The following is a 26,269-nucleotide window of genomic DNA, read 5'->3' as shown; positions in this document are numbered from 1 at the left end:
GAGCCTCCGTCAGCGGTGGAAGACCGGCAGTGCCCGGTCGTTCAACGGTGGAAGACCGGCAGTGCCCGGCCGTCGTCGAGATCGAGCCAGCCGACACGGACCGGGTCTCCGATCCGCCAGTCCTGACCATCCAGCGTGGACAACACGATCGGCCCCTCGGTGAGCCGGATCCGGGCGATCGTGTACGGCACGGCAACCCCCGAAACGGGTGCCCGGTGCACCACGGTGAAGGTGTCCACGACGCCGTCGCCCGACGCCTCGACGAACCCGAGGTCCGCCGTCGACGCACAGGCGGTACAGAGCGCTCGGGGCGGGTGCTGGACGTGTCCGCAGGACCCGCAGGTCTGCAGCGTGTAGCGGTGCTGGCGGGTGGCCTCCCACCAGTCGGCCGTCACGTCGTCGGGCGGCGGTACGTTCATCGCGGCACCCCCAGCACCACCGTCGCGTGCGTGGACAGGATTCCGCCGGTGCCGTGTGCCACGGCCACCTGGGCGTCGGGCACCTGCCGGGCGCCCGCCTCGCCGCGCAGTTGCCGGACCGCCTCCACCAGCAGCAGCACCCCGTACTGCCCGGGATGGCAGTACGACAGGCCGCCGCCGGAGGTGTCCAGCGGCAGCTCACCGCCGGGCCGGATCCGACCGTCCTGGATGTAGTCGAGCACCTCGCCCGGCCCGCAGAAGCCCAGTGCCTCGATGCTGAGCGCGGCGGTGATGGTGAACGAGTCGTACACCTGGAGCACGTCGACATCCGATGGTGTGATGCCGGCCCGCGCGAACGCCTCCCGGCCGGACTCGCGGGCACCGGTGACCGTCAGGTCCTCGACGGCGGTCATCGAATTGTTCGTCGACCGCTCGCCGTATCCGAGGACCCGGACCAGCGGGTGCCGCAAATCGCGGGCCCGGTCCAGCGCGGTGAGCACCACTGCTCCCCCGCCGTCGGTCACCAGGCAGCAGTCAGCAACGGTGAGCGGGCTGGAGACCATCGGCGCGGCGAGTACGTCGTCGACGGTCAGCGGCCCGGCACCGTAGCGGAACGCGGCCGGGTTGAGCAGCGCCCACTCCCGGGCGGCGACCGCGATCTCGGCCAGCTTCTCCCGTGTTCCGCCATACCGGTGGAAGTACTGCTGCGCCGCCATCGCGTAGTACGACAGCGGGTACAGCGGGCCGTACGGGGTCTCGAACTGGGCCTCCGGGGTGTGCTCCTCGACGACCCCGCCGAGGCTGCGCGAGCGCGCGGAGCGCTGGTTGGACGCGAAGCTGATGACCACGGTGGAGACCTGACCGGCTTCGATCGCTTGCGTGGCGCGGGCGACCATCATCTCGGTGGCCGACCCGCCGACGAACGTCGAGTCGACCCAGCGGGGCCGCAACCCGAGATAGTCGGCGAGCTGTGTGGTGGAGAAGCGGGACACCCCGGTGGTGGCCAGTCCGTCGACGTCGGCGAGGGTCAGCCCGGCGTCGGCGAGCGCCCGGGTGACGGCCTGGGTCTGCAGCGTGAGGGTGGACTTTCCGGTGCGGCCGAGGTCGCACTCGGCCGCGCCGACGATCGCGACGCCGGTCACCGCGCGCCCGGCCCGTCGGCCGTACCCAGCAGGACCGTCGCGTGGGCGGGGCGGGCCGCCGGCCGCTGCGGGCCGTACTCGCTGGCCAGGATCGTCGCGGAGAGCTCGACCCGGACGCGGTCGGCACCGACCTCGACCACGGTGCCCGCGCACCGCACGGTCTCGCCGGCGAACATCAGGTTCCGGAACGTGAACGACAGCTCGTGTACGAAGCAGCGCGGGCCGAGCGCGTCCTGCAGCAGCTCGACGAAGAGCGCACCGAACACCTGCCCGTCCACGACCGGGCCCGGGACCTGCGCGGCGGCCACGAACTCGGGGTCGAAGTGCAGGCGGTACCAGTCCCAGGTGGCGCCGGCGTAGGCGACCATGTCGGTGAGCGTGATGGTGCGCTCCAGCGCGGGCAGCTCATCCCCGACGTCCGGTGGCAGCTGGGCGGTCATGCCGCACCGTCCAGGCTGACCAGGATGATCGTCTCCTCGTTGACGGCGAGCAGCTCACCGTCCTGGTTGGTGTACGTCGCACGGGAGGAGACCACGAGCATGTCCGCGCCGGTACGGGTCTGCTTCTCGGTCAGGTCGTGGATCTCCCAGGTCGCGGTGATGACGTCGTCGGGGCGTACCCGGCGGTGGAAGGTGTAGCTGTTGCCGCCCCGGACCTGGCGGGTGCCGGGGACGTTCAGGTGCCAGGAGTGCCCGGCGTAGCCGTCGCGGTCCATCGGGAGGTTCGCGTACTGGTTGGTCTCGCAGATGAGCGTCGGCGGGGCGGTCACGCCCGGCAGGCCCTGCGCGCGGGCAAACTCGGTGTCCGAGTACAGCGGGTTGTCGTCGCCGACGGCCATGCCGAAGTACCGGCCGGCTGCCGCGCCGAGCGGTTCCGGCGCGGTATACACCTTCCGGGTGCCCAGTAGCGCGCGCAGTTCGTCGGTCAGCAGGCTCACGCCTTCCCCTCCACTTCGCTCATCCCGTCTGCGCTCATGCCGCCCCCTCTGCTGCGCTCCGGACTACTCATGCCGGGTACACCGCCGTCGGGAAGACCTCGAGCAGGAACTCGGGACGCAGCAGTGCCTTGCAGATTGCCCCGGTCGACGCCGGCCAGGGCGGGCTGAGCAGCCGATCCCGCACGCCGGCCACGCCCCGGTACGTCGGCAGCGCGGACTCGACGCAGTACTCGGTCGTCTCCCGCAGGTGCTCCGGTCCGAGGCCGGCGTAGCGCAGCAGGTGCAGGATCGCACCGTAGGTCGCCTCGGCCTGCGCCACGATGTCGTCGGGGTACAGGGCCTGCTGCGTCTGCATGTCCAGCGCCGCGAAACCGGACATGTACAGCGTCCGGCCGGCCCTGACCCCCGGGGCGTAGGTGAGCGTGTCGTAGCGGGACCAGCCCGGGTTGACCAGCTCCAGGGGGTGCCGGGAGGCGGTGACGTCGATCGCGACGAGCGCGTCCGGGTGGTGCATCCGGCTCATCAGGATGCCGCCCGCGCCCGGGTACACACCGGCGCCGCCGAGACGGTCCTTACGCACCCGGTGCGTCCGGCGGTACACGTCGCGGGTCTCCGGCGTCGAGTAGTCGTAGGTGGTGACGACCGCGTCGAGGGAGAGCCCGACCGCCTTGAGCAGGTCGCCCGCGCGATCCAGGCAGTAGGCGTACTGCGCGGCGAAGTCGCCCGGGTGGACCACCGCACCGGCGGCGTCGACCGGGAGCATCGTCGGCAGGTACACCGCGCCGTCGTGGCCGGTCCGCACGGTGGAGGCCCGCCAGGTGCCGGCCTGCCGGGGCTCGCTGGCGGCCAGCACCTCGCCACCGCCGCGCACCGCGTGCAGCTCGACCTCCACCAGCGCGGTACGCCGCACCAGCCGCTCGACGACGACCGTCCGCAGTACGGGCTCATGGTCGCCGAAGACCTCCCGCCGGACCACAGCAGCCGCCTCGTACCCGGCGAGCCCGGCGACCGTCACGTTCTCGGTTACCCGGGTAACGTCCTGCGGCCCGAACCCGGCGGCGGCCAGGATCGTCAGCACCTTCTCGTACGCGGTGCGTGCCTGGGCTGCCATGTCCCCGGTGACGGTCATCTTGCCGACGGCCTCGTCGAACGCGGCGGAGGTATGGCCGGAGGTCCAGGCCGCGTCGCCCTCGGCGAGGCCGAGGCAGAACGTGAAGCCGTCGTACGGGAACCAGCGGAAGGACGGCGGTCTGATGGCGTGCAGTGTCACGGGCGGTCCTTGCCGGTACTGGCGACGGCCAGCGCCGCCATGAGCGGTTCGATGGTGTCCAGCTCTTCGAGTCGGTGCAGTAGGTCGACGACGTTGGTGCTGTCGTCACCGGCGTTGCCGTGGAACTTCGCGATGAGTTGCTCGTCGGTCAGCGGGTTGTCCGGGCCGCCCGTGCTGCGCGGCACGCTGCCGGTGACGGTCGAGCCGTCGACAAGCGTGATGCGTGCGGCACCGGGCGCATCGGCCGCAGCGCCTCCGGTGGGGGTGACGTGCCAGCGCACCAGCCGGGCAACGCGTTCCACCTCGGGCCGGGCAAGCGAGTCCGGCTCGTACGTCGCGGTGGTCAGATCACCGTCGACAACGACGGCGGCGACACTCCACGGCAGCGAGAACTTCGCCGCGTACGGCGACGTCGGCCGGGCCAGGTCCCGCCGGGCGTCGCAGACCGTGGGCACCGAGTCGGGGTGCACGTCGACGTCGATCGCGGCGATGTCGCAAAAATCGAACCCGCTGGACTTGAATCCGCCGGGCTTGAATCCGCTGCGGCGCATCGCGTCGCGAACCGCGTCGATCGCGGCGTGCAGGAGCTGGCACGCCGGGTACGGCTTGATGCCGATCCGGGTGGTCTCCCAGCGCGTGCCGAGGTCGACGGTGACGGACGTGAGGTCGACCGGGCCAGCGGCGAGCGCGTCGTACACCCCGTGCGGGCCGTCGAAGACGTTCGCCGGGCCACTGGCCCCGGCCGCCGCCAGCCGGGCAGCGAGGATTCCGGCATGCGCGGCGAACCCCGGGTGCAGTTGCTTCGTCGACGCTCCGCTGTGGAGGAATGCGAGAAGCCCGCCGGCCTGGCTGCCGGCGATGCCGAGCGCGTCGACGGTCCGCGCGACGTCGAGGCCGAGCAGCCGGGCCGCGACGATCGCCGAAGAGAACACGCCAGCCACCATGGTGGCGTGCAGCCCACGGGCGTGGAAGCCATGCGGCGCGGCAGCCGCGACCCGGCACACGGTCTCGTAGCCGACGACGGCAGCGTCGAGTACGGCCCGACCGGCCGCGCCGACCTGTTCACCGACGGCAAACGCGGCCGGCAGCACCACGGCCGTCGCGTGGACGAGGCCGCCGGCGTGGGTGTCGTCGAAGTCCAGCGCGTGCACGAGGGTGCCGTTGGCGAGCGCAGCGGCCGGCGCCCCGACCCGGCCCGGCGACCCGATGATCGTCGCCTCCGGCGGCCCGCCGAGGGACCGGGCGACGGCAACGGCCGGAATCGGGGACGGCCCACCGGACTGGGCCCCTATTGTGCCGGTACGCAACCCACCCAGCGCCGTGCCGACCCCGTCGAGGAGGTGCCGCAGCGCCGCAGCCCGCACCGCGTCCGGCATCTCGACGCGGCCGGTGCCCCACTCGGCAAGCTCCTCAGCAATCATCGTGCCCCAGCCGCTGTGGTGTCGGGGTTGTCGGGACCGTCGGAAGTGCCTGCACCGGATGCTGGGCCGGGTCGCCGAACGCGCCGGCTGCCCGTAGCGCCGCCACCTGTTGTGCGTCCAGACCCAGGATCTCCTCGGTGACGAGCGCGAGGTCTTCGTTGCGCTGTGGTGCCCGGCGGTAGTTGGGCGTCTCGTCGCCGACCCGCACCGGGGACGCGAGCTGCCGTACCTCGCCGTACCGGGGGTGGTCAGTGGTGACCACGAGGTTTCGGGCGGCGGTCTGCTCATCCACCAGGGCCGCGCCGACGTCGTTGATCGGGCCGCACGGGATCGACCCGGCGGAGAGCTGCCCGAGCCAGTCGTCGACGGTCTTCTGCTGGAAGATCGCCTCCAACCGGGGCAGCAGGTCGGCACTGTTCTCCTGACGGCCGGCGAAGGTCGCGTACGGCGAGCCGGCCTCGGCCCACTCCGGGTGGCCGACGATCTGGCACAGCCGGGCCCAGAACTTCTCCTTCGCGCAGCCGACGACCAGCCAGCCGTCCTTGGCCTCGAACGCCTGGAACGGCACCAGCGACGGGTGCGCCGAGTGGTGCGTGCGGACCGGCCGGAACCCGGCGTTCAGGTGCCACGTCGCGGGATAGGTCAGCATCGACACCGCAGTGTCGTAGAGGCTGACGTCGCAGTCCATGCCGACGCCATCGCGGCGGGCGGCGTGCACCCCGGCCAGGAGCGAGATCGCGGCCACGAAACCGCCCGAGTAGTCCACGAGCGACAGGCCGGACTTGGTGGGCGGGCCGTCCGGCTCGCCGGTCAGCTCCATCCAGCCGGCGAGACCCTGCAACACGTAGTCGTAGCCGGGTTCCCGCTTGCGCGGCCCGGTCATCCCGAACCCGGTGAGCGCCACGCACACGATGCGCGGATTGATGTGCTTGAGGTCGTCGTACCGGATGCGCAGCTTCTCCGGCACGTCCCCGCGCAGGTTGGAGTAGACGACGTCGGAAACCGCGACGAGTTGCTCGAATACGCCGCGCCCGGCGGCCGTACCCAGGTCGAGGGAGATGCTGCGCTTGTTGCGGTTGAACGTCTCGAAGAAGAGCGAGTCCTCGTCCTCGGCGTACGGCGGCACGTACCGACCGACGTCACCACCCGACCACGGGTCTTCGATCTTGATGACCTGGGCGCCGAGGTCGGCCAGGTGCACGCTGCCGAACGGCCCGGCACCGTACTGCTCGACCGCGATGATGCGCAGGTCCTCCAATGGCCTCATGCGGACGCTCCCGTCAGCTCACCGATCAGCGCGATGATCTCGTCCTGGGCCGCGCGGATCTCGGCGGCGGGCAGCCCATGGGTCGGCGGGCTCAACTTCACGGTGTCGGCGATGCCGGCATAGGCCGTGATCCGGGCAGCGACGTCGTCGCGGGTGCCGGTCATGGTGAACGCGTCGATCATCCGGTCGGTGACGCTGCCCGCGAGGTGGTCCGCGCCGACACCGGCCTGGAACGCGTCGATGACGACCTGCTGATCCTCGGCAAGGCCGTGGAAGGCGAAGAAGTCGGCGTAGGTGCGGACCGTGGCGTAGAAGCCGACCACCCCGGCGGCGCGGCGGCGGGCGAGCGCCGGATCGGCGGCGACCGAGCAGCACGCGGAGACGACCACGTCGAGATCGTGGCGTGCCTTACCGTTCGCGCGATCGATGCCGAGCATGAGGTCGGGCAGGATCTGCTCCCGCAGGTATCCCGGTGAGCACAGCTCGTGGCTGATCCAGCCGTCGCCGATCTCACCGGCCAGCCGGGTCATCAGCGGACCCATCGCGGCCAGGTAGACCGGGATCGGCTGCTGCGGCACGGCGTACGGCCGCTGGTAGCCGCGAATGTGCATCGGCTCGTACTCACCGTCGACCCGGATCTCGGCACCGGTGGTGCAGGCGTCCCAGAAGAGCCGGATGTTGCGGACCGTCTCACGCAGGTGTCCGACCGGTTTGCCGAACGGGACGTTGTGCCAGTGCTCGTTGAGCCGGCGCACCCCGGAGCCGAGGCCGAGCACGAACCGGCCGCCGGAGAGCTCAGCCAGGTCGAGCGCCTCCAGCGCGGTGATCATCGGGCTACGGGTGAACGCCAGGACGATCGAGGTGCCGATCCGTACGGCGGACGTCGCCCCGGCCAGGGCTGCGGCGGTGCCGGTCGCGCTGCGGTGCAGCTCCGAAACCCACAGCACCTCGGCGCCCGCGCGTTCCGCCCGGCGCCCGGCGTCGGCCAACTCCGCGAGCGTCTCACCCCACGGCTGGTACGTGAGCCTCATGCCGTTGCCCTGCTGCCGCTGCCGCTGTTGCCGTCGCGGTCGCGGTCGCCGTCGCGGTCGGCACCACCGCCACCGCCGTCCAGGGCGAGCGGGGTCTTCCCGACCGGGAAAAGGTTCTCCAGCTGTTCGGCACCCCGACGGTACACATAGAACGTGCGCTTGAAGGAGCAGACCTCGTCGCCGTGCTGGTTCAGCGCGCGGGTACGCACCGTGACGATGCCGGCATGCGGGCGGGAGGCGGATTCCCGCTTCTCCAGCACGATCGACTCGCTGTAGAGCGTGTCACCGGCGAACACCGGATGGGTCAGCCGGATCTCGTCCCAGCCGAGGTTCGCGAACGCGTTCTGGGTCAGGTCGGTGACGCTCTGCCCGACCGCGATGGCCACCGTGAGCGTGGACACCACGAGCGGCTTGCCGAACTCCGACCGTGCGGCGTACTCGGCGTTGAAGTGCATCTCGTTGGTGTTCATGGTCAGCAGCGTGAACCAGGTGTTGTCGGTCTCCGTGATGGTGCGTCCCAGGGGATGCTGGTAGACGTCTCCGATCTCGAAATCCTCGAAGAACCGCCCGGTCCAGCCCGGCTTGAGCCCCATCAGTCGATCTCCTTTTGATACCGCGCGAGGTAGTTGTCACGGATCACCCGCTTGAGGATCTTGCCGCTCGGATTGCGCGGCAACGCGTCGACGACGTGCCACTCACGGGGCACCTTGTAGCGCGCCACATGCTGCCGGACGTGGCCCTCCAGGGCCACGACGTCGATCCGCGTCCCCGGGCGGCCCACCACGAACGCGGCGATGCGCTCGCCGTACACCTCGTCGGGCACGCCGACCACGGCGACCTCGTCGACCGGCTCGTGGCGGGCGATGGCCTCCTCGATCTCGCGCGGGAAGATGTTGACCCCACCCGCGATGATCATGTCTGTCTTCCGGTCAACGATGGTGATGAAGCCCTCCTCATCCCGCACCGCCACGTCCCCGACGGAGAAGAACCCGTCCGCGTCGTACCCGGCCCGGGTGGCCTCCTCGTCGTCGAGGTACCCGGCCAGCAGCAGCGGCGAGCGGGCGAACAGCTCGCCGGGCTCCCCCGGCCCAACCTCGTTGCCGTCGTCATCGGTGAGCCGGACCTCGTTCCAGAACCAGGGATGCCCGACACTGCCGGCCCGTTCCAGAGCGAACTTCGGGCGCAGGTTGGTGACGATGGAACATTCGGTCGAGCCGTACAGCTCGTGCACGTCGACGCCGGGGAACGCGGCGATCACCCACTCCTTCAGCGCGACCGGCAACGCGGCGGCGTTGAAGTACAGCGTCCGCAGCGCCGACAGGTCGTACCGGGCGGCCGGCTCCGCGCAGAACCGACGAAGGTGCTGGGCGTGCGTGGGTACCAGGAACACCGTGGAGGCGCGGGTGGCCACCATCATGTCCAGCAGCCGCTCCGGATCCCAGGTCGGCAGCACGGTGCACGAGCCGCCGAGCATCGGGGCGGTGTAGGCGAACGCGAACCCCGCGCCGTGGTACATCGGCGCGACCGCGATCGTGCTGCGGTTGGGGCCGAGCCCGTAGTCCAGCCCGACCCCGAACGCGGTGAGGACCCGTCCCCGGTGGGTCAGCAGGACGCCCTTGGGCCGTCCGGTCGTGCCGGACGTGTACGTGACGCAGAACGGGTCGAGCTCGTCTACGGGGACCTGCGGATCGACCGCACGGCCCTGTCCCAGGAACGTCTCGTACCGCTCGCCGACCTCGCCGGCGAAGCTGAGCACGAGCGGCAGGTCATCGAGCAGCCCGTCGACGTTGCCGGCCAGCTCGTCGGCCAGGATGATCCCCCTCGCCTGCGAATGGGCGAGGATGTAAGAGTTGTCCGAGCTGCTGTTCTTCGTGTTCAGCGGCACGGTCGGGATGCCGGCCTTGGCCATCGCCGCCGATATCTCGAAGTACTCGTAGCGGTTGTTGCTCAGCACCGCGATCCGCTCACCGGGGGCGATGCCGCGCGCGAGCGTCGCCGACGCGAGCCGGTTGGAGCGCTCGTCGAGCGCGCCGAACGTCACGGCGTGGTCGCCGTCGACGACCGCGACCCGGCCGGGCGTGGCCCGGCCGAACTCACGGATCCCGGCGGCCATGTTGAGCTGCACACCCTTCACCCGATGCCATCCTTCCCTGGGTCGAATCGGTCAGAGTCCGTAGCGGGCGAGCACATCCCGCTTGCCGGGGACGAGGAACTTGCGGGTCATCCGGCCGGTGGTGAGCCACGCGATCGCGTCACCGTTCCTGGTGCTCGCCAGCATCCGTTCGACCAGGTACGGCGCGACCTCGTCGACGTGGTCGCAGAGGATGTTGAGCTGCCGGCGCTGCTGCGCCACCTGCTCCGGCGCGGCAGCGGCCTCGCGCAGCCACCCCTCGGTGATGAGGATGCCGGGGCGGATCTGGCCAATCCGCACGCTGGTACCGGTGACCTCCTTGACCAGTGCCCGGGTGAAGGAGTCCAGACCGCGCTTGGTGGCCGAGTAGACCCCCATGCCGGGGCGGATCCGGCCGTCACTGCCGCCGCCGAGCACGTTGAAGACCTGGCCGCCGCCGGCGGCGAGCATCCCGCGGACGGCGACCTGCGACCCGTACACGGTGCCGAGCAGGTTCGTGGTGACCATCGTCCGGACGTCCTCCGGCGTGGTCTCGACGATCGGCCGGGTGGTGTTGGCGACCCCGGCATTGTTGATCCACAGGTCGACGCCACCCAACGCGTCGACCGCGGTGCTCCACAACTGCTCGACCTGTGCGGCGTCGGTGACATCCACGGCGAACCCGTGAACTGCGGCCGTTGCGGCGGCCTGCGGGCGCAGTCGCGCGACGGCATCGTCCACGGCCGTGCGCGTACGCCCCGAGACCACAACGGAGTGGCCCCGGGCGAGCAGCTCGCGGGCGAGCGCGAAACCGATCCCCCTGGTGCTGCCGGTGATGACTGCCTTACGCATGACGGCTCCTGCCCACTCAAGTCGGGAGAACGGGTCCGGTCAGTCGCCGGCCAGCCGGGCGACCGCGTCGGCCAGCGGCACCACATCGGCGTACTTGGCGTCGAGGTCGAAGAGGTTGGCCTCGTGCGGGCCGGGATCGCGGTCGGCGCACGCCTCGCGCACCACCATCGGGCGGAACCCGTGCTGCAGGGCGTCGACCGCCGACGCGCGGACGCAGCCGCTGGTGGAGAAGCCGCCGAGCACCACCGTGTCGACGCCGGCTGCGGTAAGCCAGGCGGCCAGCGCGGTACCGGCGAAGGCGCTGGCGTAGTGCTTGTGCACGATGTGCTCGCCCCGGGCCGGCGTCACCTGGGCCGGGAAGTCGCCGAGCGGGTTGCCGGCGGCGAACGCGGTCAGCGCCGGCACCTTCGCGGCGAACAGGGGTGCCTCGGCGCAGGACTCGTCGGCGTACCGCACGGCGGTGAAGGCCACCGGAACCCGGGCCGTACGGGCCGCCGCCAGCAGCGCGGCCATCGCGGCCAGCGCGGCCTGCGCGGTGGCCAGGAACAACGGCGACGCGGGTACGGCGTACGCGGCGACCGGGTCGACCAGCACGAGCGCGGGCCGGGTGCCCCACCCGAGTCGACGGGCGAACCCGGCACCGGCGTAGTCGGCATCGAGGGTGCCACCGTGCGCGGTGCTGTGCGCGGTGCTGTGCGCGGTGCCGTCGGACATCTCAGATCACCCCATCCGCGCGTAGGGCCGTCCGCTGCTCGGCGCTGAGTCCAAGCAGGTCGCCGTACACCTCGTCGTTGTGCTGTCCCAGCTCGGGCCCGGACCAGTTCACCGCGCCGGGGGTGGCGGACAGCTTCGGCACCGGTGCCTGCATCGGCAGCTCGCCGAAGCGTTCGTGTGGCACCCGCACGATCGCCTCGCGGGCCGCGACGTGCGGGTCGGCGAGCAGGTCGGCGGCGGAGTAGATGCCACCGGCCGGAACCCCGCCGGCGTGCAGCCGCTCGAGCAGGTCGGCGGCGGTGTGGGTAACGGTCCACGCGGCGATGAGCTTGTCGAGCTCGGTCTGGTGGGCGCCGCGCGCGCTGTGGGTGGTGTACTTCGGATCGTCGGCAAGTTCGGGGCGGCCCATGATCTCGGCGAGCCGACGGAAGACCGTGTCCTGGTTGGCGGCGATCAGGATGTCGCCGCCCTCGGCGGTCGGGTAGACGTTGCTGGGCGCGACGTTGGGCAGGATCGCCCCGGTGCGCTCCCGCTGGTAACCGGCCACCGACCACTCGGGCAGCAGCGACTCCATCATCGCCAGCACCGCCTCGTAGATCGCCGAGTCGACCACCTGGCCCCGGCCGCTGCGCTCCCGGGCGTGCAGGGCGGCGAGGGTGCCGTACGCGGCGTAGGTGGCCGCTAGCGAGTCACCGAGCGAGATGCCGGCCCGCGACGGTGGTCGGTCGGGCTCGCCGGTGACGTAGCGGATGCCGCCCATGGCCTCGCCGATGGAGCCGAAGCCGGCGCGCGGCGAATACGGCCCGGTCTGGCCGTAGCCGCTGACCCGGACCAGGATCAGGCGCGGGTTGAGCGCGCTGAGCACGTCGTAGCCGAGCCCCCACCGCTCCAGCGTGCCGGGGCGGAAGTTCTCCAACAGCACGTCCGACTCGACCACCAGCCGGCGCAGCAAATCCTGCCCGGCTGCACTGCGCAGGTTGCAGGTGACGGACTTCTTGTTGCGGGCCACGACCGGCCACCACAGCGACTGGCCGTGCGGCTTCTCCCGGCCCCACTGCCGCATCGGATCGCCCCGGCCGGGGTCCTCCAGCTTGATCACCTCGGCGCCGAAGTCGCCGAGGAGCTGGCCGCAGAACGGACCGGCGAGCAACGTACCGGTCTCCAGGACCCTGATGTCGGAGAGTGCCCCATCCATTCGATGCATGGTAGGCGGTGGATACACCGTTTCGCTAGGGGGAACAATACCTCCGAGAGGCTTGCCGCACTCATGGAAACAGTGTTTCCATTGCCGCCATGCCCTGAAACGCGACCTGAGGAGCAGCGGGTGCGAGCGCACGTCGAACTGATTCACGAGAACGACTACATCTGGCACGTCGGAGAGCTGCCACACGGCGAGGGCGGGGCCCGCGAACGCCGGCTCTCGGTGGACGAGGAGGACGGATCGTCCTCGCTGTCGCTACGGTTCGACAGCGACTGGGGGCGTGGGCCGGGCGTGCCACACGCCGACACCGAGTTCTTCGTCCAGTCCGGTTCGCTGATCTACGGCGGTCGGGAGATCGGCCCCGGCGGCTACCTGCAGGTGCCCCGAGGCGTGCCGATGGACTGGATCAAAATCCGCGAGGGCTCGTCGGTGCTGCACTGGCGCGAGTACGGCGACTGCGGCTTCGACGTCGAGAAGGCGCAGTGGGATCCGGCCGCAGCGCGGTGGGACACCGCCGTCGGCGAGGTAACGGTGGTGGACTCCGAGGCCATGGAGTGGACCCCCGCGCCGACGGTCGGGCCGATCACCCCGCTCTACATCAAGCTGCTGCACCGCGACCCGGTGACCAACTTCTACACCCGGCTGATCCGGGCCCACAAGGGCTGGAGCGACCACCGGCTGGCCCACCACCCCTGCTACGAGGAGTTCTACACGCTCGGCGGGAAGATGGCCTACAACTTCGGCGACATCGACGAGGGCACCTACTGCTTCCGACCAGCCGGGGTGAAGCACGGCCACTTCGTCGCCGAGACCGACATCGACTGGATCATCCGGTCGGACGGCGAGCTGGTCAACTGGTACACCACCGATGAGTGGATCAAGTGGGGCGGCACGGCGACCAACTACCACGCGCACGACGAGGCACCGGTCATCTCCACCCTGCCGGTACGGTCCCGTTCGCGCGGCCCGTGGTCCGGAGACGGAATGTAGACGCAATGTAGTGGCTACGGGATGTGACGCAGCCGCTGGTTGCGGTCCCGTCACATCCCGATCACCACTACCGGGACTACCGAGCGACGTACGCCCCCTGCGGCGCACCGACGACCGCGCCATCGCGGTAGGCGACGTGCCCACGGACCACCGTCGCGACCGGCCAGCCACGGACCTTGCGCCCCTCGAACGGACAGTGGTCCTGCCCGGAGAGCAGCAGGTCGGTCGTCACCTCCTGCTCCAGGTCGGGGTCGACGATCGCGAGGTCGGCGTCCGCACCCACCACCAGGTTGCCCTTGCGTCCCCACAGGCCGTAGGCCCGCGCGGGATTCGCCGAGGCCAACTCCGCGACCCGAGCCGGCGACAGACCACGCTTGTGCATCCCCTCGCTAATCAACAGTGGGTAGAGCAACGCGGTGCCGCCGAAGCCGGGCAGCGCCGGCCAGAGCGCGTCGCCCTTGTTCTCCTCGAGGCAACACGCGTGGTCGGAGGCCACCCAGTCGACCGAGCCGTCGAGCACGCCGGCCCAGAGCGCCTCGGTATCGGCCACCGTACGGATCGGAGGGTTCACCTTGCCGCCCAGCCCGGTCAGCGCGTCGTAGGAGAGGCAGAGGTGGTGCAGGGTGACCTCTGCCCGAATGTCGGCACCGGGCAGCGCCGCCCGGGCCGCCCGGGCCGCATCCAGCGCGTCGGCCGAGGAGAGGTGCAGCAGGTTGACCGGGCAACCGGTGGCACCGGCCAGGGTGGTGGCCTCGCCGATCGCGACCCGCTCGGTCAGCGGCGGGCGAGCGTCGGAGTAGGCCTTGAGGGTCTGCGGGTCGCCGGCCGCCCGGACCCGGTCGATGAAGAGCCGCATCAGCTCGGCCTGCTCGCAGTGCAGCGACAGCGAGACGCGCCGGTCCGCACCGTTGGCCGCCGCGACCGCCTCCATGATCTGGTAGAGGTGCCCGAGATCGTACTCGTCGCTCATGGTGAAGGCTTTGGCGTCGCGGGAGTCCGCGCTGAGGTTGAAGCCCTTGTAGAACATGTAGTACTTGAACGACGACACCCCATGCTCGCCGACCAGCGCGGGCACCTCGCCGACCTGTGCGGTGTCCATCGGCGCGAGGTGGAACCCGTAGTCGGTGTAGGCGCGACCGCCCACCGCCGCCAGCACCTCCGGGAAGATCTCGGCGTACGGGCCGGTGCGGTTGAGGTAGTGCTGCCCGGTCCGGAAGTACGACAACACCGTGCTCGCCCCGCCGACCAGGGAGGATCGGGTCTCCTCGGCGGCGTCCTCGGCAAGCGACCGGTAGATGCCCAGGTGGTAGTGCGCGTCCACCGCGCCCGGGAAGACCAGCCTGGCGTCGGCGTCGAGCACCTCGGCGGCGTCGGCCGGATCGAGCTCGGCCGCGATAGCGGCGATCCGGCCGTCACGAGTGGCGAGATCAGCCCGGACCGTTCCCACGTACGGCAGTACCAGCGTGCCGCCCTTGACCAGCAAGTCGTAACGCGCCACCGCGCGCACCCCCTTCACCTTTGGCGTTTCGGACAATGTAACGGGGTTTCCATTGCCGAGAAAGGGCGGTTAGATTGACGTCCCACACCTCGATCGGTCCCGTGGAGGTCCCGTGCCCGGCGCACTGAACGGCATCACGGTGGTGGATGCCTCGACACTCTTCGCCGGTCCCCTGGCCGCCACCATCCTGGGCGACTACGGCGCCGAGGTCATCAAGATCGAGCATCCGGTCAAGGGCGACCCCGCCCGGGGACACGGCCCCGCCAAGGACAGCGTGCCACTGTGGTGGACCATGCTCGGCCGCAACAAGCAGACGGTCACCCTCGACCTCGGCCAGCCCGAGGGCGCCGCGCTGGCCCGCCGGTTACTCGCCGAGGCCGACGTGCTGATCGAAAACTTCCGGCCCGGCACGCTGGAGCGCTGGGGCCTGGCCCCGGATACGCTGCACGAGCACAATCCCGGGCTGGTCATCGCCCGGGTCACCGCGTTCGGCCAGCACGGGCCGTACCGGGACCGACCCGGCTTCGGCACCCTCGCCGAGGCGATGAGCGGCTTCGCGGCCATCACCGGCCAGCCGGACGGACCACCCACGCTGCCGCCGTTCGGGCTCGCCGACGGCATCGCCGCGCTCACCTGCGCCCAGGCCGTCCTGACCGCGCTCTACCACCGCGACGCCGGCCGACCCGCCGGTACCGGCCGTGGCCAAGTCATCGACCTGGCGATCATCGAGCCGCTGGTCACCGTGCTCGGCATGCAGTCGATGGCGTACGACCAACTCGGCACCGTGCAGCAGCGCAGCGGCAACCGATCGGTCAACAACGCCCCGCGCAACACGTACCGCACTCGAGACGGCCGGTGGGTGGCGATCTCCACCAGTGCCCAGGCGATCGCCGAACGGGTGCTGCGGCTCGTCGGGCACCCCGAGGTGATCGACGAACCGTGGTTCGCCAGCGGCGTCACGCGGGCACAGCACGCCGACGAGCTCGACGGCTATGTCGGGGGCTGGATCGCCGAACGGGACCTCGCCGAGGTGGTCGCCGAGTTCGAGGCGGCCCAGGCCGCGGTCGCCCCGATCTACGACATCGCTGACGTCTTCGCCGACCCGCAGTACCAGGCCCTGGACACCGTAACCACGGTGCAGGATCCGGTGCTCGGTCCACTTCGGATGCCCAACGTGCTGTACCGGATGTCCGCGACACCCGGTGCCATCGCCTGGACCGGGCGCCCGCCCGGCGCCGACAACCAATCCGTGTACGGCGAACGGCTCGGCCTGCGCGCCGACGAACTCGCCGACCTGAAGTCGAGGGGCGTGATCTGAGTGGGTCTACGTACCGGTGCCATGACCGACACGGGAGGTCTCCCGACCCTGACCGGTGGACCGCAACCCGACCTCGACCCCGGCCCTACCACACTGTGGTCGGCGCTGGCCGGGGCCCGGGTCATCGACCTGGCCCAGCCGATGCGCCGGGGAATGCCCCAGTCACCGAACCACCCGCCGTTCCGGATGGTGATCGAGCGCCGCCACGGCGACCTGGTACGCGCCGACGGCGGCAGCGCCGCCAACGAGGTCATCATCACCGGCGGGCACGTCGGCACCCACGTCGACGCGCTGGCCCACGTCTCGCAGGACGGGCTCGTGCACGGCGGCCGGCCGGCCGGGGCAGCGCAGTCCCACGAAGGCTTCGCGGAGCTGGGCATCGAGACGTTCGACCCGTACGTCGGACGGGCCGTGCTGCTCGACGTCGCCGCCGTACACGGAACCGCCGTGCTGCCGGCCGGCTACGAGATCACCCCGGACGACCTGGAGCAGGCCGCCGGGCACACCCGGATCGCACCGGGCGACGCGGTCCTGATCGGCACCGGCTGGTCGCGTCGATGGGACGAGGGCGCGGCGTTCGTCGGGCTCGCCGACGGCGTACCCGGCCCTGGAGTGGCCGCCGCGCGCTGGCTCGCCGAACGCTCCCCCAGGGTGGTTGGCGGCGAGACGATCGCCTTCGAGCACCTGGCACCCGGACGCGGCCACGCCACCCTGCCGGTGCACCGGATCCTGCTGGTGGAAAGCGGAATCAACATCGTGGAGACGATGAACCTGGCCCCGCTGCTGGAGACCGGGGTCCGGGAGTTCCTGTTCGTGCTCAACCCGCTGTCCATCGTCGGGGCCACCGGCGCTCCGGTCCGCCCGCTGGCGGTCCTGCCGTGACGGCGGGCGTAAGCACGGCCAAGACCATCGCCGCGCCCGGGACCGAACTGACGCTCAGCGCCCAACTGGCGTGCTTCGCCGTCGACTGTCGTGACCACGGGGTGCCCGACGCCGTCCGCGCCGACATCCCCGGCCGGGTGCTGGACATCCTGGGGCTGGCCCTGGCCGCGCACGCCGACCCGGGAGCCGAGGCCGCGGCTGCCGCCTTGCGCTCCGTACGCCGCTGGGGCGGCATCGGCGAGGCCACCGTCATCGGCTCCGGCGACCGGCTGCCGGCCCCGGCCGCCGCACTGGTCAACGGGGTGCTGGCCCACTCACTGGACTTCGACGACACACACCTGCCCTCGGTGTTGCACCCGAGCGCCAGCGTCGTACCGGCCGCGCTCGCCGCCGCCGAGGCGGTCGGGGCCGATACGGCTGCCGACGTCACGGCCCTGATCCCGGCGGTGGCCGCCGGAATCGAGATCACCAACCGGCTCGGCATGGCCGGCTACCTGCCCGACACCGGGGCCAACGTCTACTTCGAGCGGGGCCAGCATGCCACCTCGATCTGCGGCACGATCGGCGCGGCCGTCGCGGCCGGGCTGCTCTACGGCCTGGACGCCGTGGGCATCGGCCATGCCATCGGGATCGCGGCGAGCATGGGAGCCGGCATCCTGGAGGCCAACCGCACCGGCGGCTCGATCAAGCAGGCCCACTGCGGCTGGGCCGCCCACGCCGGGGTCAGCGCGGCGGTGCTGGCGGCCGACGGGCTGACCGGGCCACCGACCGTACTGGAGGGACGGTTCGGCTTCTTCACCGCGCACACCGGCGACTTCACCGCCGACGCGCTGCTACGCGGGCTCGGCACCGACTGGGAGGTGCTACGCACGGTCTACAAGCCGTACCCGTCGAACCACTTCACCCACCCCGGCGTCGACTGTGCTTTGGCGCTGCGGGCGGGCGGACTCGATCCGGCCGACATCGCCGAGATCGAGCTGGGGGTGGCCGCCCCTGTGCTGCGTACCATCGCCGAACCCACCGCCCAGAAGATCCGTCCGCGCAGCGCGTACCACGCGAAGTTCTCCGGGCCGTACACCATCGCGGCAGCGCTGCTCGGCGGTGGCGGCCTGGGACTGGCGCTTGACGACTTCGCCGGCGAGCTGCCGGCCGACCGGCTGGCGCTCGCGGCTCGGGTCCGGTGCGTGGCCGACCCCCGGGCGTCGGAACTGTTCCCGCGTGCGTTCGCGGCGGTGCTGCGGGTACGTACCCACGGCGGCGCGCTCCTGGAGCACCGGGTCGACTCGTCACGCGGCAGCGCCGAGCATCCGTTGAGCGCGGCCGATCTGGCGACGAAGTTCCGGCTCAACGCCGAGCGGGCTCTTCCGCCGGAGCGGGTCGCCGCGCTGCGCGACGCCGCGCTCGGCACCACTGGCGCCGAGGTGACACCATCGGCGCTGCTCGCACTGACCGCCCCAGCTTGCTGAGGCCGGTGCGGCGTCCTGAGGCCGGTGCGGGTGCCTACCCCGCCAGGGCGAGCAGGCGCCGGGCGGAGCGGACCACTGCCTCGTCCACCAGCCGGCCCTGCGCGTCGAGGCAGACCCCCGCGCCGTCGCGGACCGCCGCGTCGAAGCGGGCCACGAGGTCCGCCGCCGTCGCCACCTCCTCCGGTGTGGGGGTGAACACCTCGTTGACCACGGCGACCTGCGCCGGGTGGATACAGGCCCGACCGACGAAGCCGAGCCGCCGCAGTGCCATCGTCGACGCGCGCAGCGCGACCAGATCTCGGAAGTCGGTGCTGACCGGCGCCACCGGAGGTTCGATACCGACCGCCGCGCTGGCCAGCACCACCTGCGAGCGGACGAAGAGCAGTTCCCGCTCGTCCGGCCCGAGCGTGATACCGAGGTCGGCGCGCAGGTCCGCCTCGCCGAGCTGCAGTCGCCGTACCCGGGGTGCGCGGGCGATGTCGAGGGCCGCGACCACGGCCGCCGCCGATTCCAGCAGCGGCACCACGGCGGTCGTGCCCACCGGCAATCCGGCCGCCGACTCGGCCGCGCCGAGCACCTCGTCGAGGGCGACCAGTTCGGCGGCGGACTCGGCTTTCGCCACGCAGAGTCCGGCGAGGCCAGGCCCCACGACGGCCGCCGCGTCGACGTGGCCCGACCTGCCCGGGTTGATCCGCACCCACCAGGCGACCTCGGGTGGTGCGGTACGCAGGAAGGCGGCGACCGCCGAGCGGGCGGCGTCCTTGCCGGCCGGCGGCACCGCGTCCTCCAGGTCGACGATCACTGCGTCCGCTCCGCGCCCCGCCGCCTTGGCCAGCTTGTCGGGCGCGTCCCCGGGCACGTACAGGTACGACCGCACGGCTTCGGCCCCTTCCACTCGGCAGCGCTCCGACGATGCGCGGCCATTGTTTCGACAGCGGACACAGTGTTTCCATTAGGGGTCGAGACGTCAAGGAGGCTTCAATGGGATCGCACCCCTACGGCTGGTGGATTCTGCTGCACATCGTGCTCTTCGTCTTCTGGCTGGGCGGAGATCTCGGGGTCTTCTGGTCGAGCCGGTACGTCCTCAAGCCCGACCTCACCCCGGCCGCCCGGGCCACCGCACTGAAAATCATGAGCGGGCTCGATCTGGGGCCCAAGATCTGCCTGGTGCTCTTCCTGCCCAGCGGCCTCACGCTGATGGCACTGGATCCGCACGGTGCGCAGGTCTTCGGGATCAATCCGTTCGGCTGGCCGATCGTGGCGCTGGTCTGGGTGTTCGCGGCGGCGTGGCTGGCCGCCACGATCTCCGACCATCACCGCCCAGGCCACCGCCCGTGGGTACGCCGGGCAGACTGGACGATCCGGATAGTGCTGATCGCCGGGCTGGCCGGGGCCGCGCTCTACACGCTCTTCGCCGCCGCACCGTTCGGCGTGGACACCAACCCGAAGTGGCTGGGCGGCAAGATCCTGCTCTACAGCGTCGCAATCGCCTGTGGACTGGGCATTCGGCTGACCCTGCGCCCGTTTGGGCCGGCCTTCGGCACGTTGATGACGACCGGCTCCACCCCGGAGGTGGAGCGCACGATGCAACGGGCGATCGACGGCTGCCTGCCCTACGTCTGGGGCATCTGGGGCAGCGTACTGGCGGCTGCGGCGCTCGGCGTGCTGAAGCCGCTCGCCACACTGTGACCCGGGCAGGCCGGTCAGGCGCCGCCAAGGCACCCGCAAGTCACGTGCAGGAGCGCCCTTCCCTGCGCCACGGGCTCACCGCAGCGGACTCGATTCGGTACCCTTCCGTCGCTGCCGCAGGTGAACGTCTCTGGAGGTATGGCTATGCGCCGAACTCTGCGAGCCACGGTGGCGACGGTCGTCGCCGCAGGGCTGCTGTCCGTCTGGCCCGCGGTGGCGCAGGCCGACCAGGGGTCGGTGACCCGGGTGACGTTGACCAGCGCGCGCAACGTCACCCCTGGTGCGCTAACTCTGCTCGCCAGCCGTACCGTCACGCTGGCCGCCGGCGAGTCCCGGCATGTCAAGGGCCGGTTCGAGGCGACCAGCAGCATGACCTCGATCGCCGCGATGAACAACCACGTGCGGTGTCTCGACTCCGGCGGCTCGCAGGTCGGCGTGCAGGGCATCACCTCGCGCAACCACGAGGGATCCGACACCACGTCGTACGCGATCGACGGGCACCTGCCCCTCTACGCCGATCTGCTGTTCACCGCGCCGGCCGCAGGGACCTACACCTGTGGCGTGTACGGCTACACCGCGTCCAGCGCCAGCAGTTCGTACCATCTGACGGCGGTGCCCGGCAGCACCTGGCTGGAAATGAGCGACACCAACCAGGCCGGCTCACACTGGTGGCAGAACCCGGTCTGCAACAGCACCGGCACGTCGTCGACGTGCAGCTACATCGGCGCCGGCACCTCGACCGTGCACGTGTTCTACAACGACGGGACGCCGGTCTACAAATGGACCGCGGATCCGAACGCGACCGCGGTGCAGGCACTGGCCAACATGACTGTCACCACCTGCTACCTGAACACGGCTTCGTGCCAGCAATCCAGCGTCGCCCCGTACCAGAAGACCCGGGGTACCAACGCGGTCATCGACGCCCGGTTGGAGGTAGTCCAGCTCGACCCGACGGCGCACACCTGCCGCAACACGGCGACCGCCACGACCCGGCACACGATCCGCGACGACGCCCACCACTACGCCGCCTATTTCAGCCTGCCCCAGGTGACGATCGACCCGACCTGCGGAACCCGGATGTTCATCATGCGTATCGTCGTCACGCACATCTCAGGCCAGCCGGTGAAAATCGACGGTCTGCAGGGCACGAGCGCGCTCAGCCATGGAATCGCGATAAACCTGTTCGGCTAGGGACCGCACAGATAGGCGCTCGGCGTGCTGACGCCGCTCGCCACGCTGCGACCCGGCCAGGCTGGTCAGGTGCCACTGAAGCCGAGCTGAGCGGAGATTCGGCTGGTCGCCTTCAGCAGCGACTTCGCCAGCTCGGGCGAGTCCGGCTTGAACCGCCCCACCGGGCCGGCCACGCTGACGACCGCTACCACGTGCCCGTCGTGGTCGAAGACCGGTGCCGCAATCGACGTCGCGCCGGGCTGGCGTTCGCCGCGCGAGGTGGCGTAGCCGCGCTTACGGATGGCGGCCAGCTCCTTGCGCAGCTTGGCCGGGTCGGTGATGGTGCGCTCGGTAAGCTCGTCGAGCCGATGCCGCTCCAGATAGGCGTCGAGCTCGTCCTCGTCGACGAAGGCCAGGAACGCCTTGGACGAGCTGCCGGCATGCAGCGGGTACGGGATGCCGATGTTGACGTCCAGTCGCAGCTCCTGCTCGGGCACCACCTGGTCGACATACAACCGGGTGTCGCCCCGGCGCAGCGACAGTGTGGCGGTCTCCCCCGTCTCGGCGGCCAGCGCGCGCAGCTCCGGACCGGCCATCGCCCGCAGGTCGGTGCGGGCCAGGTAGGCCCGGCCAAGCGTGACGGCCGCGTGGCCCAGTGCGTAGCGGCGAGTGCTCGGGTCGAGAATGATCAGCTCCCGGCTGCGCAGCGCCGTGAGGATGCGGTGCACGGCCGCCTTGGTCAGGCCCAGCGCGGTCGCGATCTCGGTGACGCCCAGGTCGGGGCGCCCGCTGCGCCCGAAGTAGAGCAGCACGTCCATTGCCCGCTCGACCGCCGCGATCGAGCGGGACTGGCCGTCGCCGTCCTCCGCCACGGCCGGTGCCGTCACCTCGGATGTCCGGCTGGTCATAGGGCCTCCACAGCACTGTTCGTCCGTCTGGTCTGTGGCCCAGTGTAGGTGGCTCGATTCCACACAGCGAAACAGCGTGTCCTGAGCGCCACCGACCAACGGCTACCCGGATCGAAGGGCGGTTGACACCGGACGGCACCCCTCGTTACGTTTGTGGTAACGACGTTTCCTAATGCGAAACGGAGAACCTGCCAGTGTCGGTCGACAGCATCACGTTCCGCTCGGCCCTCGCCCAGTGGCCCAGTGGCGTCGGTGTCGTAACCACGGTCATCGACGGCCGGCCGCATGGCATGACCGCAAGCTCGTTCTCCTCGGTCAGCCTCAACCCTCCGCTGATCTCCGTCTGTCTGGGCGTCCACCTGCACAGCCACGCCCTGGTAGAGCAGGCCGGCGTCTTCGCGATCAGCTTCCTCGGCAAAGGCCAGGCCGGCATCGGCCAGCGCTTCGCCGGCATGCGCCCCGAGATCACCGACCGCTTCGCCGGGCTGGACTGGGCGCACGCCGAGACCGGCTGCCCAGTCCTGGCCAACGCGACCGCCTGGCTGGACTGCCGGGTCGTGCACGCCTACCCCGGCGGCGATCACACGATCTTCGTCGGTGAGGTGCTCGCCGCCAGCACCCCCCGAGTCGGTGCCCCACTGCTGTTCCACTCCCGAGCGTGGAGCCAGCTTGCCGACCCGCTGCCGGACCGGATCGACATCGCGATCGGTGGCCGACTCTCCCGCCTACGCGCGAATACCCTGGCGACGGCCGGCTTCACGGTGCAGGCAACTCCCGGCCCGATGATCGCCGACGCGTTCCGGGCCGGCGGCGAGGAGGCCACCCTTGCCGAACTGGACCAGCTGCTGAGCGCCGGGCACAGCGCCGTCACCCTGGTCGAGGAGGCCGACGCCAGCCCGGTGCAGGTACGCGCCGTGCTCGCCGACGCCACCGTGCGCGCCCGCCGCGCCTCACTTCGGGTGCGGCTGCGGGCCCAACGCGGGCTCGGCCTGGTCAACGCCATGGTCGCGATGAAGAGCGGGGTCACCGGCTTCGACACCACCCTCAGCGGTCGAGCGGGGGCCCTGCGCACCCGCGACCTGGTCTTTCTCGCCCGGCAACTCGGGGTGGCCTGTCCCCGGCTCCCCGCCACCAACCCAGAGGAGTGACCCACATGTCCACCGGCGGACGGCTCATCGACGACCTCACTCCAGCCGAACAGGATCGCGCGGCCCGGGTGGAGAAGGTGCTGCCTGCGCTGCGGGCCGCCGCCGCGCAGGCCGACGCCGACGGGGTGTTCCCCGCCGCGCACGTCGCGCTGCTGCGCGATGCCGGGCTGCTCGGCCTGGTCGTACCACCTGAATATGGCGGCCTCGGCGGCAGCCTGCGCGACCTCGCCGCCGCCACCTTCGCGATGGGCACTGCGTGCCCATCGACGGCGTTGGCCTTCTTCTTCCACAACACCAGCGCCTCCCGAGGACTGCTACCGCTTGAAGCGATCGAGCGCGGCCTCTTCGACGACACCGACGTCCCCATCGTGCGGGCCTTCGCCGAGAAGGTGCTGACCCGGATGGCCAGCGGGGTGTGGCTGGCCAACTTCGCCAGCGAGGCGGTGAAGAGCTCGTCGGCCAACATCGCCATCTCCACCACCGCCACCCCGGTCAGCCGCGACGGCGTCGACGGCTGGTCGCTCACCGGCGAAAAGTCGTTCGGCTGCGCCACCGGCGTCGCCGACACCTACCTGGTCACCGCCCGGCTCGACGGACACGAGACGGCGGACGGGCTGGCCCTGTTCCTGGTGCCTCGCGATGCCGTCGGGGTGACCTCACGGCCGAACTGGGACGGGATCGGCATGCGCGGCTCGGCCAACCACGGCATCCGGCTCGACGACGTCTTCATTCCGGCCGACGAGGCGCTCACCGTGCCCGGCGCGTTCGTGAAGATGCTGCAGTGCAGCCGGGGCAGCTTCGTCGGCAACCAACTGGCCATCACGGCGGTCTACGTCGGCGCGGCGCAGAGTGTCTACGACGACACCCTGACCAGGCTAACCCAGAAGACCTTCGCCGACACCGGCCGACCGATCGCCGAGAGCCCCATGCACCAGGTGATCATCGGGAACATGACGGAGCGGCTGGAGACGGCCTACCTCTGGCTGCGCCGCCAGTTGCTGCTGGAGACCAGCGAGCCACCACTACGCCCACACGCCGAGGTCTACCGGCAGTGGCGGTTGGCCAAGGGCTCGATCTGCGAGGCGTGCTTCGACGTGGCCGTCGGCGCGCTCAAGGCGTCCGGCACGTCGGGGGCCACCATGAACGGGCCGGTCGGCCGGGCGCTGCGTGACCTGGCGATGGGGCTGGTGATGACGTTCCCGCCGGAGCGCGGGCGATTGGAGGCGGCCAGCACGGTCACCAGCGACCGGGCCAACAACCTGTTCGCGGCGGTGGCCGAGTGACCGGTTCCGACCAACCGGATCACCCGGGCCTGCCCGTTCAGCCGGACCTGGCCGTTCAGCCGGACCTGGCCGACCTCGCTGACCTGGTCGACGGGGTCTGGACGGCCAGCGACGCGCCGCTCGGGTTCGACCTGGAGGATCCGGCGACCGGGGCGGTGCGGCAGCCTGCCGCCGGTACTCCGCCGAACCGGATCGAGGCCGCCATCGCCGTCGCCTCGGCGGCGCACGAGGCCGGAAGCTGGGCGGCGCTCCCGGCCACAGCTCGGGCCGACGTGCTGGACAGCGTCGCCGAGGCGGTCGAAGGGGGCGCGGCCGAGATCTGCGCGCTGGAGTCGGCAACCACCGGTGTGCCGATCCGGCAGACCACACCGCTGGGCGTGATCCTCGGCGGCGCGTTCCGGCTCGCCGCCGCCCAACTGCGCCAGAGCCCGCTGAGCCAGGAGTTCCACCGCGAAGACGGCCGGATCGTGCACGCCGAACGGATTCCCTGGGGTCCAGCCGCCTGCGTGGTGCCGTGGAACGCGCCCGCGCCGATGGCCGCACACAAGGTCGCGAACGCGCTCGCCGCCGGCTGCCCCACGATCCTCAAACCCAGCGAGTACGCCCCGCACGGCAGCCAACGGCTCGCCGCCGTCATCGGGGCCGCGCTCGCCGCCGCCGACGTACCGGCCGGGGTGTTCCAGCTCGTGCAGGGCGGGGCCGAGGCCGGCGCGGCCCTGGTCAGCGACCCCCGGATCCGGGCGGTCTCCTTCACCGGCGGGCTCGCCGCCGGGCGGTCGGTGGCGGCAGCCTGCGCCTACGACATAAAGCCGGTGCAGCTCGAACTCGGCGGCAACAACCCGCTGGTCGTACTCCCCGACGCCGACGTCGCCGACGTCGCCCGGGCCGCGGTCGACCTGCTCAGCACGCTCAACGGCCAGTGGTGCCGGGCGCTGGGTCGGCTGATCGTGCCCGCCGAGCGGCACGACGAGATCGTCGGGGCGATCGCCGACCGGCTCGCCGGCCTGGTCGCTGGTGCACCGCTAGACCCCGCAACCGACCTCGGTCCGCTGGTGCACTCCCGGCACCTGGCCCGGGTGTTGGCCGCCCGCGACGACCTGCTGGCCCACGGCGGGACCGCGGTAACCGGCACCACGCTGCCGGCCGTCGGGCCGCTGGCCGGCGGCAACTTCCTCGCCCCAACGCTGGTCACCGGCGTCGCCGCAGCACACACCGGCGACGAGATCTTCGGACCGGTGGCGGCGGTGCATCCGTACACCACTGTCGACGAGGCGGTGGCGTTGGCCAACGGCACGCCGTACGGGCTGGAGGCGTACGTGCTCGGCGCGGACGAGGAGGCCGCGCTGGCCGTAGCTCGCCGGATCCGGGCCGGCGAGGTCAAGGTCAACGGCTCCTCGGTGCTCAGCCTGCACCTGTTCAGCCCACGCCCGGCGTTCGGGCTGTCCGGATACGGCGAGGAGGGCACCGCCGAAACCCTGCGGTTCTTCACCAACCCGCGAGTGGTCGGTGTCGAGGGCGGCTTCGCGCTGCACGGCCGGCCATGAATCCGGGCG

At 71.2% G+C, this 26,269-nt stretch carries 25 protein-coding genes; 9 read left to right on the top strand and 16 right to left on the bottom strand.

Translation table 11 applies throughout. The features are described 5' to 3' along the window. Positions 1–41 precede the first annotated feature (41 nt). The 13 genes from ACWDV4_RS06140 to ACWDV4_RS06080 form a co-directional block, all read right to left on the bottom strand. Positions 42–419, bottom strand: coding sequence for a Zn-ribbon domain-containing OB-fold protein (locus ACWDV4_RS06140; RefSeq protein WP_449975292.1), 378 nt, complete (start codon positions 417–419; stop codon positions 42–44). Beyond that, positions 416–1,561, bottom strand: a complete 1,146-nt coding sequence (locus tag ACWDV4_RS06135; protein WP_449975290.1) for an acetyl-CoA acetyltransferase — start codon at positions 1,559–1,561, stop codon at positions 416–418. The genes ACWDV4_RS06140 and ACWDV4_RS06135 overlap by 4 nt, the downstream gene beginning before the upstream one ends. Beyond that, positions 1,558–2,001, bottom strand: a complete 444-nt coding sequence (locus ACWDV4_RS06130) for a MaoC/PaaZ C-terminal domain-containing protein (protein WP_449975289.1) — start codon at positions 1,999–2,001, stop codon at positions 1,558–1,560. The genes ACWDV4_RS06135 and ACWDV4_RS06130 overlap by 4 nt, the downstream gene beginning before the upstream one ends. Further along, positions 1,998–2,498, bottom strand: a complete 501-nt coding sequence (locus ACWDV4_RS06125; RefSeq protein WP_449975288.1) for an FAS1-like dehydratase domain-containing protein — start codon at positions 2,496–2,498, stop codon at positions 1,998–2,000. Before ACWDV4_RS06125 ends, ACWDV4_RS06130 begins: the two co-directional genes overlap by 4 nt. Positions 2,499–2,565: 67 nt before the next feature. After that, positions 2,566–3,768, bottom strand: coding sequence for a Rid family hydrolase (locus ACWDV4_RS06120; RefSeq protein ID WP_449975286.1), 1,203 nt, complete (start codon positions 3,766–3,768; stop codon positions 2,566–2,568). Then, positions 3,765–5,189: an MmgE/PrpD family protein gene (locus tag ACWDV4_RS06115; RefSeq protein WP_449975285.1), complete on the bottom strand. Its 1,425-nt coding sequence runs from the start codon at positions 5,187–5,189 to the stop codon at positions 3,765–3,767. The genes ACWDV4_RS06120 and ACWDV4_RS06115 overlap by 4 nt, the downstream gene beginning before the upstream one ends. Beyond that, entirely contained in the window at positions 5,179–6,456 is a 1,278-nt protein-coding gene (locus ACWDV4_RS06110; protein WP_449975284.1) for a CaiB/BaiF CoA transferase family protein, read from the bottom strand. The genes ACWDV4_RS06115 and ACWDV4_RS06110 overlap by 11 nt, the downstream gene beginning before the upstream one ends. Next, positions 6,453–7,487, bottom strand: a complete 1,035-nt coding sequence (locus tag ACWDV4_RS06105; RefSeq protein WP_449975282.1) for an LLM class flavin-dependent oxidoreductase — start codon at positions 7,485–7,487, stop codon at positions 6,453–6,455. Before ACWDV4_RS06105 ends, ACWDV4_RS06110 begins: the two co-directional genes overlap by 4 nt. Next, positions 7,484–8,080: a MaoC family dehydratase gene (locus tag ACWDV4_RS06100; RefSeq protein ID WP_449975281.1), complete on the bottom strand. Its 597-nt coding sequence runs from the start codon at positions 8,078–8,080 to the stop codon at positions 7,484–7,486. The genes ACWDV4_RS06105 and ACWDV4_RS06100 overlap by 4 nt, the downstream gene beginning before the upstream one ends. Beyond that, a complete protein-coding gene (locus ACWDV4_RS06095; RefSeq protein ID WP_449975279.1) occupies positions 8,080–9,621 on the bottom strand; it encodes a class I adenylate-forming enzyme family protein in 1,542 nt (513 codons plus the stop codon). The genes ACWDV4_RS06100 and ACWDV4_RS06095 overlap by 1 nt, the downstream gene beginning before the upstream one ends. Before the next feature lie 30 nt (positions 9,622–9,651). Beyond that, the gene (locus tag ACWDV4_RS06090; protein WP_449975278.1) at positions 9,652–10,449 is read right to left on the bottom strand and encodes an SDR family oxidoreductase; all 798 of its coding nucleotides are present in this window, start codon (positions 10,447–10,449) and stop codon (positions 9,652–9,654) included. Between the two features lie 39 nt (positions 10,450–10,488). Next, positions 10,489–11,163 carry an isochorismatase family protein gene (locus tag ACWDV4_RS06085; RefSeq protein ID WP_449975276.1) on the bottom strand — a complete coding sequence of 225 codons (675 nt, stop codon included), beginning with the start codon at positions 11,161–11,163 and terminating at the stop codon, positions 10,489–10,491. A gap of 1 nt (position 11,164) precedes the next feature. After that, the gene (locus ACWDV4_RS06080) at positions 11,165–12,358 is read right to left on the bottom strand and encodes a CaiB/BaiF CoA transferase family protein (protein WP_449975274.1); all 1,194 of its coding nucleotides are present in this window, start codon (positions 12,356–12,358) and stop codon (positions 11,165–11,167) included. 129 nt (positions 12,359–12,487) lie between these two features. On the opposite strand from ACWDV4_RS06080, the gene ACWDV4_RS06075 reads away from it, so the two are divergent. Continuing rightward, the gene (locus ACWDV4_RS06075) at positions 12,488–13,354 is read left to right on the top strand and encodes a DUF4437 domain-containing protein (protein ID WP_449975273.1); all 867 of its coding nucleotides are present in this window, start codon (positions 12,488–12,490) and stop codon (positions 13,352–13,354) included. Positions 13,355–13,430: 76 nt separating this feature from the next. Here the strand turns inward: ACWDV4_RS06075 and ACWDV4_RS06070 are convergent, their stop codons facing one another. Next, entirely contained in the window at positions 13,431–14,852 is a 1,422-nt protein-coding gene (locus tag ACWDV4_RS06070) for a dihydroorotase (RefSeq protein WP_449975272.1), read from the bottom strand. Between the two features lie 112 nt (positions 14,853–14,964). Between ACWDV4_RS06070 and ACWDV4_RS06065 the strand changes: the two genes are divergently transcribed. From ACWDV4_RS06065 to ACWDV4_RS06055, 3 genes are read left to right on the top strand one after another with little or no spacing between them, the layout of a single operon-like run. Continuing rightward, a complete protein-coding gene (locus ACWDV4_RS06065) occupies positions 14,965–16,170 on the top strand; it encodes a CaiB/BaiF CoA transferase family protein (RefSeq protein ID WP_449975271.1) in 1,206 nt (401 codons plus the stop codon). Between the two features lie 21 nt (positions 16,171–16,191). After that, on the top strand, positions 16,192–17,052 hold the full coding sequence (locus ACWDV4_RS06060; protein WP_449975270.1) for a cyclase family protein: 861 nt from the start codon (positions 16,192–16,194) through the stop codon (positions 17,050–17,052). Next, the gene (locus ACWDV4_RS06055) at positions 17,049–18,518 is read left to right on the top strand and encodes an MmgE/PrpD family protein (RefSeq protein ID WP_449975269.1); all 1,470 of its coding nucleotides are present in this window, start codon (positions 17,049–17,051) and stop codon (positions 18,516–18,518) included. Before ACWDV4_RS06060 ends, ACWDV4_RS06055 begins: the two co-directional genes overlap by 4 nt. Positions 18,519–18,552: 34 nt before the next feature. On the opposite strand, the gene ACWDV4_RS06050 is transcribed toward ACWDV4_RS06055, so the two are convergent. Then, entirely contained in the window at positions 18,553–19,395 is an 843-nt protein-coding gene (locus ACWDV4_RS06050; protein WP_449975267.1) for an HpcH/HpaI aldolase/citrate lyase family protein, read from the bottom strand. 104 nt (positions 19,396–19,499) lie between these two features. On the opposite strand from ACWDV4_RS06050, the gene ACWDV4_RS06045 reads away from it, so the two are divergent. Further along, on the top strand, positions 19,500–20,207 hold the full coding sequence (locus ACWDV4_RS06045; protein ID WP_449975265.1) for a hypothetical protein: 708 nt from the start codon (positions 19,500–19,502) through the stop codon (positions 20,205–20,207). A gap of 144 nt (positions 20,208–20,351) precedes the next feature. Further along, a complete protein-coding gene (locus ACWDV4_RS06040; RefSeq protein WP_449975264.1) occupies positions 20,352–21,398 on the top strand; it encodes a hypothetical protein in 1,047 nt (348 codons plus the stop codon). 65 nt (positions 21,399–21,463) lie between these two features. Here the strand turns inward: ACWDV4_RS06040 and ACWDV4_RS06035 are convergent, their stop codons facing one another. Continuing rightward, the gene (locus ACWDV4_RS06035) at positions 21,464–22,285 is read right to left on the bottom strand and encodes an IclR family transcriptional regulator (RefSeq protein WP_449975263.1); all 822 of its coding nucleotides are present in this window, start codon (positions 22,283–22,285) and stop codon (positions 21,464–21,466) included. Between the two features lie 194 nt (positions 22,286–22,479). On the opposite strand from ACWDV4_RS06035, the gene ACWDV4_RS06030 reads away from it, so the two are divergent. The 3 genes from ACWDV4_RS06030 to ACWDV4_RS06020 are packed head-to-tail and all read left to right on the top strand — an operon-like array spanning position 22,480 to position 26,260. Then, positions 22,480–23,433, top strand: a complete 954-nt coding sequence (locus ACWDV4_RS06030; RefSeq protein ID WP_449975262.1) for a flavin reductase — start codon at positions 22,480–22,482, stop codon at positions 23,431–23,433. Positions 23,434–23,438: 5 nt separating this feature from the next. Continuing rightward, complete coding sequence (locus ACWDV4_RS06025) at positions 23,439–24,716, top strand: acyl-CoA dehydrogenase family protein (protein WP_449975261.1); 1,278 nt, start codon at positions 23,439–23,441, stop codon at positions 24,714–24,716. Further along, positions 24,713–26,260 (top strand): aldehyde dehydrogenase family protein, encoded by a 1,548-nt coding sequence (locus ACWDV4_RS06020; RefSeq protein WP_449975260.1) that lies wholly within the window; start codon positions 24,713–24,715, stop codon positions 26,258–26,260. The genes ACWDV4_RS06025 and ACWDV4_RS06020 overlap by 4 nt, the downstream gene beginning before the upstream one ends. Positions 26,261–26,269: the final 9 nt, after the last annotated feature.

This window comes from Micromonospora sp. NPDC003197 (assembly GCF_053590565.1).
Note: the sequence above shows the minus strand (reverse complement) of the source record. Positions and strands in the feature narration are given on the sequence as shown.